This window comes from Mammaliicoccus sp. J-M40 (genome assembly GCF_022386395.1).
In the GTDB taxonomy this organism is placed as follows: domain Bacteria; phylum Bacillota; class Bacilli; order Staphylococcales; family Staphylococcaceae; genus Mammaliicoccus; species Mammaliicoccus lentus.
In genome coordinates, this window is sequence record NZ_JAJNIQ010000015.1 from 1 (window position 1) to 13,118 (window position 13,118).

At 31.3% G+C, this 13,118-nt stretch carries 14 protein-coding genes; 3 read left to right on the top strand and 11 right to left on the bottom strand.

The genetic code is table 11. From position 1 onward, the window contains the following. Window positions 1-212: 212 nt before the first annotated feature. Entirely contained in the window at window positions 213-665 is a 453-nt protein-coding gene (locus LQ688_RS12765) for a DUF3995 domain-containing protein (protein ID WP_103269498.1), read from the bottom strand. Window positions 666-717: 52 nt separating this feature from the next. Continuing rightward, window positions 718-1,533 (bottom strand): metallophosphoesterase, encoded by an 816-nt coding sequence (locus LQ688_RS12770; RefSeq protein ID WP_064211189.1) that lies wholly within the window; start codon window positions 1,531-1,533, stop codon window positions 718-720. A gap of 111 nt (window positions 1,534-1,644) precedes the next feature. Between LQ688_RS12770 and LQ688_RS12775 the strand changes: the two genes are divergently transcribed. Beyond that, on the top strand, window positions 1,645-2,436 hold the full coding sequence (locus tag LQ688_RS12775; protein WP_103269500.1) for an arylamine N-acetyltransferase family protein: 792 nt from the start codon (window positions 1,645-1,647) through the stop codon (window positions 2,434-2,436). Window positions 2,437-2,522: 86 nt separating this feature from the next. Here the strand turns inward: LQ688_RS12775 and LQ688_RS12780 are convergent, their stop codons facing one another. The 7 genes from LQ688_RS12780 to LQ688_RS12810 form a co-directional block, all read right to left on the bottom strand. Next, a complete protein-coding gene (locus LQ688_RS12780) occupies window positions 2,523-3,932 on the bottom strand; it encodes an MFS transporter (RefSeq protein WP_064204766.1) in 1,410 nt (469 codons plus the stop codon). 357 nt (window positions 3,933-4,289) lie between these two features. Next, on the bottom strand, window positions 4,290-4,640 hold the full coding sequence (locus LQ688_RS12785; RefSeq protein ID WP_064204765.1) for a PTS glucitol/sorbitol transporter subunit IIA: 351 nt from the start codon (window positions 4,638-4,640) through the stop codon (window positions 4,290-4,292). Between the two features lie 21 nt (window positions 4,641-4,661). Continuing rightward, entirely contained in the window at window positions 4,662-5,678 is a 1,017-nt protein-coding gene (gene srlE, locus LQ688_RS12790) for a PTS glucitol/sorbitol transporter subunit IIB (protein ID WP_064211193.1), read from the bottom strand. Between the two features lie 10 nt (window positions 5,679-5,688). Beyond that, window positions 5,689-6,240 (bottom strand): PTS glucitol/sorbitol transporter subunit IIC, encoded by a 552-nt coding sequence (srlA, locus tag LQ688_RS12795; RefSeq protein WP_064204763.1) that lies wholly within the window; start codon window positions 6,238-6,240, stop codon window positions 5,689-5,691. After that, the gene (locus tag LQ688_RS12800; protein WP_064211194.1) at window positions 6,228-6,698 is read right to left on the bottom strand and encodes a transcriptional regulator GutM; all 471 of its coding nucleotides are present in this window, start codon (window positions 6,696-6,698) and stop codon (window positions 6,228-6,230) included. The genes srlA and LQ688_RS12800 overlap by 13 nt, the downstream gene beginning before the upstream one ends. A 2-nt stretch (window positions 6,699-6,700) precedes the next feature. After that, window positions 6,701-8,584 carry a BglG family transcription antiterminator gene (locus LQ688_RS12805; protein ID WP_239752841.1) on the bottom strand — a complete coding sequence of 628 codons (1,884 nt, stop codon included), beginning with the start codon at window positions 8,582-8,584 and terminating at the stop codon, window positions 6,701-6,703. A gap of 27 nt (window positions 8,585-8,611) precedes the next feature. Further along, window positions 8,612-9,409: an SDR family oxidoreductase gene (locus LQ688_RS12810; protein WP_239752842.1), complete on the bottom strand. Its 798-nt coding sequence runs from the start codon at window positions 9,407-9,409 to the stop codon at window positions 8,612-8,614. A 181-nt stretch (window positions 9,410-9,590) separates the two neighbouring features. Between LQ688_RS12810 and merA the strand changes: the two genes are divergently transcribed. Next, complete coding sequence (merA, locus tag LQ688_RS12815) at window positions 9,591-10,913, top strand: hypothiocyanous acid reductase MerA (protein WP_239752844.1); 1,323 nt, start codon at window positions 9,591-9,593, stop codon at window positions 10,911-10,913. Window positions 10,914-11,005: 92 nt separating this feature from the next. Beyond that, entirely contained in the window at window positions 11,006-11,575 is a 570-nt protein-coding gene (locus LQ688_RS12820; RefSeq protein WP_017000329.1) for an ATP-dependent Clp protease proteolytic subunit, read from the top strand. Between the two features lie 74 nt (window positions 11,576-11,649). Here the strand turns inward: LQ688_RS12820 and LQ688_RS12825 are convergent, their stop codons facing one another. Together LQ688_RS12825 and mhqD are read right to left on the bottom strand one after the other, a co-directional pair. Continuing rightward, entirely contained in the window at window positions 11,650-12,261 is a 612-nt protein-coding gene (locus LQ688_RS12825; protein WP_064211199.1) for a TetR/AcrR family transcriptional regulator, read from the bottom strand. Window positions 12,262-12,515: 254 nt separating this feature from the next. Beyond that, window positions 12,516-13,106: a methylhydroquinone degradation carboxylesterase MhqD gene (mhqD, locus tag LQ688_RS12830; RefSeq protein WP_239752846.1), complete on the bottom strand. Its 591-nt coding sequence runs from the start codon at window positions 13,104-13,106 to the stop codon at window positions 12,516-12,518. Window positions 13,107-13,118 lie beyond the last annotated feature (12 nt).

Genomic DNA, 13,118 nt, shown 5'->3' on the forward strand with positions numbered 1-13,118 from the left:
AAAAATCAAACAGATTTATTTTGTTAATACATTCTAAAAAACCAATGGTTGATTACTTCTAAAGATATTACACATAAATATGGACTTGACTTGCACGTGGACCTCGTCTTGCAACTTTATACCATATTTACTCAAACAAAAAACTGAGACAATTTAACTGCCTCAGCCTCTTAATTATGAGCAAGGATTCAAATCCAGACTCCACTATTTATTTAGATTAATTTTTGCTTTGTGTTTTGTTTTTTTATTTTCATTAAGAATCCGAATAGTCCTATACCCCACAATAAAAATAGAGGGTCCCACACCATCGCTTGGCCAAATGTAGTATAAAAATCATGATACTGGATAACTTGCAACAACTTTAACCATCCTACAACTGTATTTAACCCCCCATATATCATTAAAAATACTGAACCTATACATGATATATAAAATAAAATTTTATTATATGTTTTCATTAAATACAAAGGTCCTAATGTTGCTATTCCTTTAAATAAACCGACCACAATTAACATGAGGTTCATCCATATTCCCCACTGTGCATTAAATGTAAAAACCCAAGAACCGACTGATAATAATCCAGCTGTTCCTCCAAATGCCCAATACAACGAGAATAATGTATGTACCAGCCCACTTACAACGAAAATTGAAATAAATTTTTTCACTTTATCACCTATTTTGAACAAATATCGTCTTATTTGCTAAGCGACTTGCTTTCTAAATTTCAATAATTTGAATTGTATTTTGTATTTCTTGTTTTAAATCTTTAGAACGCCATTCTCTTTGATACCCTAAGCATGGACAAATAAAATTGACACCTTTTTCTTCTATATTATTACGAAAATGTACGTGTCCCATTATGCTATATTTTATCGGATACTTTTCATAAAATAAATCAAAATCTGATGTTCCTATAAACGCATTAAAATAATCAAATATTCTATGTGGCATAGGTACAGCAAATTGTTTGTGTGTGACGATGTGCGTCATCAAAATAATATTTTTGTCTTTAACTTTTTCTAAATCTCGTCTTACTGAATCTGCTGCTAGTTTAGACATTTCTAGATCAGACTTACCCCAATCTATTCTTTCTTTATCTAGCCAAGTAGATCCGTAATATTTTCTTCTTTCTAAACGCTCTAGGCTAAATTTTTCACTATCAGCAAAGCTGTAATCATACCAACCGCTATGACCTACAATCGCCCATTCATCATTGATTATATATGGGTCTGCAATTATACTTTCTGGTTGTGATTTATAATACTCAAATATTTCATAAGAAGTCTTTTCTTCCGCTTCATTTTTCCAATAATCATGATTGCCAGGAATAAATAACACTTCTATATTTGTTTGATGTTTAACATTTTGTATAAATGGCATTGTTTGTTGATAATGGTTAGAAATATCGCCTGCTATGAGTAACATATCTAGTCTCAATCGCTTCACTTCATCAATTAAAACATCTTCAAAATCTTTCGGAAAATAATGATTACTTCGATCGATATGCAAGTCAGAAATCGCACCAATTTTCATACTTATTACCTTACTTTCTATTGTATACCCTTTAACTTCAATCTTATATTAACATATAAATGTAAACTATCCTTTATAATAGAATTAATAATAATTATTGGAGGCATATAAATGGATATTCAAAAGTTTGAAGAATATTTAAAAATAGATTCTAAAAATTATAATCAACTTAATTTAGAAACTTTAAATCATTATATAACACGCTTTATGTACACTGTTCCTTTCGAAAATATTAGCGTACAAAATCAAAAATCTATTTCCGTTAATATCGATGACTTATATGAAAAGATTGTTATAAATCATCGTGGAGGATTTTGTTATGAAATGAACACTATATTTCAGTTTTACTTAGAACAAAAAGGTTTTAGTATTACTTGCGCATCCGCTACTATACACACACCTGATGATGGATGGAGTAACGATGGTTCACACATGACAACTATCGTGCAATTAGATAGACCATATATAGCTGACGTGGGATTTGGAGACTTACCTATTAATGCGTTACCCGTTCACTATGAATCTGATAATATGACTGTCACTACTGTATCAGGTAGCTATCGCGCAATCTACGGAGAAAACGAAGAAATTCTTGTTCAAAAACTACAAGACGATAATTCTTGGAGAACTTCATATAAAGCTAAAAATATATCCAGACCATGGTCATATTTTGAAGAACATTTAGAATTTAATGAGCATAACCCAGAATCTATATTCGTACAAACATTGCTCATCACAATGGCTAAAACCTATGGTCGCGTTACAATGTCACAAGATCAACTAACGATAACTAAAGCTGATGGTAAAGAACAATCACCAGTAACACCACAAAATTACAAATCCATCTTGCAAAAATACTTCGGGTTAGACGTGACAATACAAACAATTGAAAATAAAGTATAAAAATCATAAAAAAAAATCTCCTAACCCACTGCTGAATATACAACGGATTAGGAGATTATTTATAAGAAAAGGATATGTCTCAGTCCTTATTTCTCTTTTATTTGTAATTCTTGTTCTTTCCACCATAATGCTTCTTCAGCATTTTTAACAACGTGATTAAATTCTTTTTCATTTGATACAGTAGGATATGAGCCTTTTAAAGCTTTTCCTGAAGTTGTTTCAAATAATACAAGAATCGTTATGAAACCGATAAGGCTGACAGCTGTTAAGTAATATGCTGGTGCTAGTGGGTTTTGAGTAACGTGCACTAACCATGTTGACACTAATGGTGTTGTACCACCAAATATTGATACTGATACGTTAAATGTAACAGCTAGTGTGCGGTAACGTACGTCTGTAAAGAAAATACTCGGTAATAAACTTGGCATAGAACCTTCATAAGTTGAAAGGAAGAATCCAAGTATTAAAATACCAAACGATACAAACATTAACTGATTCATGCCCATAAAGTAAAAGGCTAGTAATGAAAATGCAGTTAACCCAAATGAACCGAATAAGACAACTTTCTTATTACCAATCTTGTCACTTAGACGTCCGAATAAGAATGCTAGTGGAACCATTACAACCATAACACTCGTAATGAGAATTGTACTTACAGTCGTTGAGATGCCAATAACTTCGTCTAAATATGATGGCATGTATGAAAGTAACATGTAGTTCGTGATATTAAAGAATGCCACTGTAATAAAGCATAAGATAATATCTTTTTTATGATTTTTAATAATCGATACAAATGATTCAGGCTCTTCTTCATTTTCTTCGATTTCATTTTCAAATATAGGTGTTTCGTCTAAATGTCTTCTTAAATAAAGACCGATTAATCCAAGTGGTGCGCCAAGAATAAATGGAATTCTCCAGCCCCACGCTAGCATTTGTGCATCAGATAAAGCAATAAACATACCACTCGCTAATAAAGAAGCAAGTATGTAACCTGCTAAAGTTCCAATTTCTAATCCACTGCCTAGTACACTTCTTCTGTTATCAGGAGATAATTCAGCAATATATACCATTGCACCTGCATATTCTCCCCCCGTTGAAAACCCTTGAATAATTCTAGCAATTAACAAAAGAATAGGAGCCCATATACCAATTTGATCATATGTAGGTAAAAGACCGATTAATAAAGTTGAAGCAGCCATTAATATAATAGTTGTCGTCAATACTGTCTTACGACCAAGACGATCACCGATTCTACCAAATATAACCCCACCTAACGGTCTCATTAAAAATGCAATCGCAAATGTTGCGAATGTAAATACTAATTTTAATTCATCGTTCTGTACGCCAGTAAAAAAGTTTTGGCTAATAATAATTGCTAAATAAGAATATAGACCGAAGTCAAACCATTCCATAGCATTACCTATACCTGTTGCGTAAACACTTTTCTTAGTTTGTTTCATATCAACAACATTAATTTTGTTTTTGTTAAATTTCATGTTTGATTAAACACCCTTTCGATATAGTTATGTATCTTAGCATATCGACAAATTAACACAACTGTAATATTACACTTATATACCTTGTCGTAAATTGTGAAAACCGCCACAAACGTTATAACTTATACCGATTGAAACTGGTCGACCAATGGTGTAAAATTATATTAATTTTCTTAAAATTTGCATTGATTTCCTATAGAAAGTTACTTTATTTATATAGTAAACAAATGTTATCTTTCCTAAAATTTGTATGATGAAAGGAATAAATCAAACCGTAAAATCATCTTCTTTGAACATAAAAAAGTCCCTTTAAAAGTTAAATTTCACTTAACTTTTAAAGGGATAAATTTTATAAAACTATTTAATTTCTATTTTTGTACCTTCTTCTATATTAGCAAGAGGCTTATCTTCTAAATATAATGTTCCAGATTGTTCAGCTTCTGTGCTCCCATCAAACTTTAAAGTAATATGACCTAAATCATTTAAGTTTTTATTAACAGCAGAGCCTACTTTTGTAATTTTATATTCATTATCATCTAAAAATAGCGTTTGTGATTCAGTTATTTCTCCGTCTATCTCATTTATATCGATTATATAACAAAAATCGACTAACTCATCAGGTGCATTATCACCAAATAATATAACCATCTTTTCAGCTTCGAATGCTGATGCATCTTTTCCTATACGCTTTATTTCTGTCTTGTACATTATTTATGCACTCCTTTTTATTTATTTATATAATCCAAAGCTTGCCAGCCATGCTACAAATACCCGCGGTACACCGTTTAAGAAGCGTGAATACAGTACGGATGGCACACCGACTTCGATTGTTTTCGTTTCTGCTTCTGCTAAACCTAGCCCTACTGGAATAAAGTCAGCAGCATTTTGAGTATTGATTGCAAATAATGCCGGTAATGCTAAGTTTGGCGGTATATTCCCTTTACCAATTTCTACACCAATTAAAGTACCTAATACTTGTCCAATTACGCCACCAGGTCCTAACAATGGACTTAAAAATGGAAGTGAGCATATAAACCCAATTATAAGAAGACCCCAAATGTTACCCGCTAATGGTGACATAACCTTAGCAAATACATCTCCAATTCCAGATCCTTGAATAATACCAATCAATAATGCTACAAATCCCATGAATGGTAAGATTGTATGCAACATTGTATCTACTGCATCACGTGCAGCTTGATAGAAAGTATTAATAACTTTACCTGCTGCTAGACCAATTTTCGTTAATATAGATTTATTTTCCTGTTCTGCTCTTGTTTCCATAATTTTTTTATCTTTAGAATATGAAGCTGTTTCATTACTTTTTGTTTCTTCAGTTGACGCAGTTGATTCCGCTGTTGTTTCATTAGAACTACTTTCTCCTGCTACGCTTACTTGCTCTACATCCACATTTGAAACATAAATATCTTCTGTAATATGTTGTCTCAAAGGACCACTTTTACCTGTTGCCATAATGTTTACAGTCGGGATACCTTTTTGAGGGTAAATACCACATCTCAAAGTACCACCGCAATCTATAACAGCAACCATAATTTCATCTTCAGGTACTGATGTTTCGAAACCGTTAACAGGTGAGCCACCAGTAATTTCACAAATTTTATCTACTATTTCAGGTCTGTGACCACCTGTAACATACATAACTTTGTCTTTCTTGCCTTCTATTCCAATTTCTAAAGGGCCACCAAAGCCACCTGAACCTTTAACAATTCTAGCTTTTTTACTCATGTTGCTCACCTCATCCTTCTAATTTAACTTCTGTACTTAATTTTACTTTTTGTTGTTTTTCTACGTAACTAGTTGTAAAGTCAGTAACCCATCCACCAATAAAGTTCATAACTAAACCAACAAGTAAATATCTTACTGCTAAATCTGTCATCGGTAATCCTAATTGTTGAACCCCATTTGCGATACCTAAGAATATAAATAATTCTGCTGGGTTAATGTGCGGAAACAGACCGTTACTCGTATGTGCGAACTGAGCTGCTGATGCAAAATAACTTGGTTTATACTTCTCTGGCATAAATCTTCCTAGAGAGTGGACCATCGGATTTGCTAACATAAATGAACCTAAAAACGGTAATACTAAATATCTTAAAAATGGGTTTTTAGATGATTTTTGTGCGATTATATTAATTCTTTTTTCACCTATTAATTGGATTAATGTGTTCATCGCAATTAATAACATTAGTACTAAAGGTACAATTGTTGTCATCCAGTCTATAAATGTATCTGCGCCTGTTTGAAATAAATTGATAAAACCTTCTGCTAACTTAACTATGAAGTCCATGTTGATTTACTCCCTTCTTTTTTAAACATTCCATTAATTTTTTTAACTGCTTTCATCATTGGAGAAGGTATCTTTTCAATTTCTCCTCCAGATTGAATAACATTAAATGTGTGTTGAGCGTCTAAAATAGCTTTTATTAATAATTTGTTATACTTTTTTAAATCTGTATCTCTTAATTTTTGAATCTTATATCCTTCTAAACCTTTTAATTTCTTGAATTTAGAAAATACTGTGACACCTTGCATATAGCGTGCCTCTTCTATTTCATTACGGTTATTAATTTGAAGAAGTACCAACGTTCCCGATTTAAATATAGCGGGTCTTCTTCCAATAGCAACGCGACCATTTTCTCGCAATTCCGTATAGTGTTTAGTGAAATTTTTAATTTGAAGCAAACCTAGCAAGTATTGAATTATAAATCCAACAGCTAATATGACAATCAATATTATGAAAAACATAGCTAACCCCTCATTTCCTTATTTAATATATGTGCAAGCGCTATGTAATCCGTATCTTTATTTATCTGATTGATAATATAACTATTGGTCGTAATAGCTAAAATCTCTTCATATAATCGGATTAGTATCGCTTCATTCACTTCAGTTTCTGGTGTCGCAACGAGCACAACTAGTTTTACCTTTTCACAATCATTCAATGGTTGGTTAATAATTGCTAATTTCAACCAAATACCATGAAAATGGTGACTAGTGTGTGGGAATCCCAGAAATCCTGTTACTGTTGATTTATGCTCTTCTCTCTCTAAAATTTTAGAAATAAAAGTATGATCAACTTTATTCTCATTAATCAGTTCATTTGATAAATACGCGATTACTTCTTCATACGTCATACTTTCATTAATTTGATAAACATCTTGTTCACTTAAAAAATCTACTATAATACTTTTGTTAAACAGCTTTTTATTGTTGACGTCTTTATAAATCATGAATTGTTCGATTTTAAGTTTTAACGCTTGTTCATCTAATATGTTATCTATATAAATTATTCTGTTAAACAATCTATTTGTTTTAATGGTTGATACCGTTAAGTCATAATCATCAATTTGAAATTGATTTAACTCATTTTCACTAATTACATCAATCGTTATTTGATTACCAAATATTTTTTCTAATTGAACTCTCATTAATTTCGCACTACTCAAACCTTGGTTTGTTATAAATGCTACTGAATGAATTTCTTTAAATTTTTGTTCTAACTGCTGTAAATAGACACTGAAATAAATTGATAAAAATCCAAGTTCATTTAAAGGCACTTTAATATTGATTTCTTTTTCAATATTTGTAGCTAACACTTTAGAAAGCTCATATGCAAACGGATATCTGTACTCAACTTCATTAATAAAGTCATTTTGTATTCTAATATCAAATATCAACCTATTTATAAGGTATTTAATGTGAAGTTGTATATCCGTGCTAAATAATTCTTCATCTATTTTGATAGTGTAATAAAAATCAATATCATCAATCGTTTTTTGAATAATGCGATTTAAAATAGATTGATCATCTTCTGAAATGATTTCATCTAACAATGAAGCTCTTCTACCTATAATTTGAAATACGATTAGCAAAATTTCTAAATTTGGAAATGTTATTGAGTACTGATGACTTAAATATTCTTTAATTTCGCTTAAAGCTATAAAGTCTTCAGACTCAAACACTCTTTCATCGATTTGTACATTTTGTCTTATTTTATAATCATTTTCTATTCTTGATAAAACAACTTTAGTTGCAGTGATAAGTCGGTTAAACGTTGCGTGGTCTAAGTTATATTGTGTTTTCGTCTTATCGAGAATTGCATATATGGAATCTGGTAATGTGTAAGAACTATACTTTCTATTGAACAGTTCTATTAAAACTTTTCTCACTTCTAGTTCATTACCTTCTATACGTAAACCAACATTTTGAGTACCTTTAATACTAACTCTATAATGTTCTAATTTAGTTTTAATACAATTAATGGTATTATTGACAACACTTTTACTTAGAAATAAATCTTCAGCTATATCATCTATTGTACAAACGCCGTTATAAAGCAAATAATGGAATATGTTTTCTTCACGTTCCTCTAATTCATCAAAATGATAATGAATATGAGATTCTAAATCTTTGAGTAAATTAAAAAATTTCTTTTTATCTGCTACTATCATTGAAATCGATTGATTTTGCTTAAATATACTAATAGAACCTTCAAAATAAGTTTGAAGTTGATTAATGTAATTCGTTAAAGTTCTTTGAGAAATAGAAAGTTTATGGGAAAGTTTATCAATTGAGATACTTTGCTTTTTAAGCGTTTCAACAATTAATAAATGTTTTTTATTTAATATCAATACTTTCCCTCCTTCCTCTATTTAAAGTTATCCTCGTGATTTACCACCTGAGATATTAATCGTTGTACCAGTAATATAACTTGATTTGTCTGAGCTTAAATAACAAACTAAATCAGCTACTTCTGACAACTTACCAACTCTACCTAAAGGAATAGATTTTGAATAATCACCATTCAATTTATCTACTGTCGTATTTCTACTATAAGCTAGTGCTTCTTCATATTGTTTAGTTCTTAGACCAGTTTCTTCTAAAATTCCTGGTGCTATAGCCACAACCTTAATCTTATGTTTCCCTAGCTCTTTAGCCCAACTTCTCGTAAATCCGATTAAAGCTGCTTTTGTAGCAGAATAAATACTTTGCCCTTCTGATCCTTCTTGGCCAGCTTCACTAGCAATATTTACGATAATCCCTTTATTTTGTTTCACAAAATGTCTACTTACTTCTTGGCTGAATAGAATTGGCCCTTTCAAGTTTACACCGAACATTAAATCTAAATCTTTCATATTAATTTCATACTCTGGCTTTTCGCCTTTAACATCTACTAATAATCTTGGTAAATTAATGCCAGCATTATTAATTAATACGTCTATGCGAGATTGTTCTTCAAATATTGTATTCACTGTCTTTTCAACAGCTTCTTTATTCGTCACATCAGTCTCTATAAAATGATAATTCCCGTAATCAATTGGATCGTCTTTTAAATCTATATTATATACAACTGCACCATTTTCTAATAATGAATTTACAATTTGTCTACCGATACCAGAAGTACCACCTGTTACGATGATTACTTTTTCATTTATTTCTAACCAATTTTGAGCCATGACTTTTCCTCCTAATGAATGTTGTATATTCATTATAGCTTCAAACGCTTACATAATTAATTTTGTCTTTTGTGCACTTATAAGAAATTAAGAAAATAATACCTTAAATTCAAAAATTTCATAATATTTTTATAAAGTACTATAATTGGTTATAGAGATTATGAGATGGAGGTTTTATACTATGAAGCATTATGACATGTTAGTGATTGGTTTTGGAAAAGCTGGTAAGACGCTTGCTAAAGATTTTGCTGGTCAAGGAAACCAGGTTGCTGTAGTTGAGCAAGATTCAAATATGTATGGTGGCACGTGCATTAATGTCGGATGTATACCTTCTAAAACGTTATTACATGAAGGTAATGAAAATCACACCTTCACTGAAGCAATTAATCGTAAAAAAGATGTCGTATCGGCATTAAATAAGAAAAATTTTGATAATCTAGATTCTGATGAAAATATTAAAGTTTATACTTATAAAGCACAGTTTAAGGATAATGAAACTGTCGATTTGTTAAATAAATCAAATGAAATTGTTGAATCTATTCAAGCAGACCATATCATTATAAATACAGGTAGTCGCTCAAATATACCTGAAATAGAAGGAATTGAGCAAACTGAGAACATTTATGATTCTAAAGGTATTATGGAATTGAGACATTTACCAGAACATCTCGTGATCGTTGGTGCAGGTTATATCGCTTTAGAATTTGCGACGATTTTCTCAAGTCTCGGTAGTAAAGTTTCGATGATTCATAATCGTAAACATATATTAGGTACTGAAGATAAAGATGTAGCATCTCATATTTACGACCAGTTGTTGAACCAAGGTATAGAATTTATAGATGAAGCGGAAGTTCACGCTTTTTCAACTGAAGATAATCATCCTGTCGTTCATACTAACCAAGGTGATATTTCTGGTGATGCTGTCCTACTTGCGACTGGACGCATACCAAACACTGACCTCGCATTAGAAAATACTGATATTAATCTAGGCGATAAAGGTGAAATTAAAGTGAATTCTTCATTAGAAACTGCTGTAGATAACATTTATGCAGTTGGTGATGTTAAAGGTGGCCCACAATTCACTTACATTTCTTTAGATGATTATCGAATCGTTAAAGATCAAATTTCAGGCAATAAAAAACGTTCAACTAAAAATAGAGGTCATGTTCCATATACAGTATTCTTAGACCCACCTTTAGGACGTATAGGAATGACAGCTAGTAAAGCTAGAAAAGAAGGCTTCAATGTAAAAGAAGGTATGATTGAAGTTAAAAATATTCCTCGTCACAAAGTTAATAACGATGATAGAGGTATATTTAAAGCGGTAGTTGATGTAGATTCACAACAAATATTAGGCGCTAGTTTGTACGGCACAGGATCTGAAGAAATTATTAACGTTCTTAAACTCGCTATGGATATGGATGTGCCTTATACAAGATTAAGAGATAATATTTATACGCATCCTACTATGGTCGAAGCATTTAACGATTTATTTGATATATAATAAAAAACTTTTGGTCAATAAAGGTCAAATTATTTGAAATGCACTTATATATCATTCACAATAAAGTTAAATATTATGATAGGAGTGATTTCATGTCTGAAGAAAAACAACAAGAAAAAGACATACTAACTGAAAAACTATTAGAAACACGTACGATCATTATAACTGGTGAAATTAATGATAAAGTTGCAAAAGAAGTCGGTAACCAACTTTTATTACTAGAAGCAATGGGCGATGAACCAATTACTTTATTCATTTCCAGTCAAGGTGGTCATGTCGATTCAGGTTATTATATTCATGACATGATTAATTTCGTGAAACCAGAAGTAAATATTATCGGTTCTGGTTGGGTAGTAAGCGCAGGCGTAATTATTTATCTAGCTAGTAAAAAAGAAAACAGATATAGCCTGCCAAACACGAGATTCATGATTCACCAACCTTCAGGTGGCGTACAAGGACAATCTGTAGAAATGGAAATTACAGCTAAAGAAATTATACGCACACGTCAAAAAATCAATGAATTAATCGCGAAAGAAACAGGACAGCCTATGGAAAGAGTCGAAAAAGATACAGGGCGCGACTACTGGTTAAGCACAAAAGAAGCTTATGATTACGGCTTTATCAATAAAATTATTAAATCACGCGATGAAATCGATAAATAAATATATTGTTATTAAATAAGAATCTCTCCATTAGGTTTAAGTCTGATGGAGAGATTTTTATAGATTTTATAAACTTATTTCTTCGAATCTATCAATTGTTTCAAAATGGAAAGTGGCCCTCTAGTTGAAATCGTTACGATATATTGTACAAGTTCTTCTATAGAAACACGATTTTCGTCGTGCACCCAATATTTAACCATAGACATTAAAGCACCTGATACATATCTTAAGTAATAATCGTCTGGTACACCATAAACTGTGTTATTTTCTCCAATTAAATAATTAATATTTGAGAGAATCATATCTGTAATACGTTCTTCGATTTTACTAGTTCTATCTAAGTTTAAAATAGCATGATAAAATTCTATATTTTCGCTAATGTGTATAATCACTTTTTTAATAACTTCATTAGAGAATATTTCAATGAATTCTTCTGCAGTTTTTTGAGCAAGATTTACTTTTCGGATGTCGACTAATTTTTTTAAATCTGCAATTTGTTCGTCTTCCATTTCTTCAAGGAGTGCGTATTTATCATCATAATTTAAGTAAAAGGTACCTCTATTAATGTCGGCTTTATCAGAAATCTGACGTATTGTAATACGTTCTATTTGGCTATCTTCTAATAATTGTATAAAAGCTTTCTTTATAGCCGCTTTACTTTTTCTTACTCGACGGTCTTCAGCCATTTCATTAATTCCTTCCATAGAAAAGTTTATTTGTTAAATATCATTATAATCAACACGATTATAATTAATCAACAGATTGTATATTAACAAAGAAAGAGTCCAGGACATAGATAATTGTCCTGGACTCTACTTTTGTATGGCAGTAGCTGACTGGACTGAAAATATGCTTATATCAAGCTTTTCAATTCTAGTCATCCTTGCTCGAGTGGGACTACGAAATCTTTTTAGCAAAATAATATTGCTGTTCCACTCCCTTATAATATTTCTTTTGCTGCTAGTACTGCTTCTTGTGTAATTTCATGACTGTTCACCCAAGTTTCATGTACTTCTGCATCGCGTTCTTTAAATATTTCAATCACTCGTTCACTTTGTTCTTGTGTAACGATTGGATCTTGTTTACCCATTGATAGGAATACTTTAAAGTTTGATAAATCTTTTTGATTATCTTGTAAGTCTAAAGGATATAATGGTGCGAATAATAACGCTTTTTGGAAAGGTGTACTTTCTCTTAGTATTAAGTTAATCGCCATATTCGACCCGTTTGAAAAGCCTACTGGTATAACGTCTTCTAAATTAAATTCATATTCTTTTGATGATTCTTTAATAAAGTCATATAATTCTTGACCTCTATACTCTAAATCTTCTAAGTCATAATCGCCTTCTGCACGTCTCTTGAAGTAACGCGCCATACCATTTTCGGATATTTCACCTTTTACACTTAACACATTATAACTTGGATCAAGCATTTCTGCTAAAGGTAGTAAATCTCTCTCGTCTCCACCTGTTCCGTGTAATAAAAGAAATACAGGTTTGCCTTGTTCACCTTGTTTAAATATATGTTTCACTTCTAGTCAACT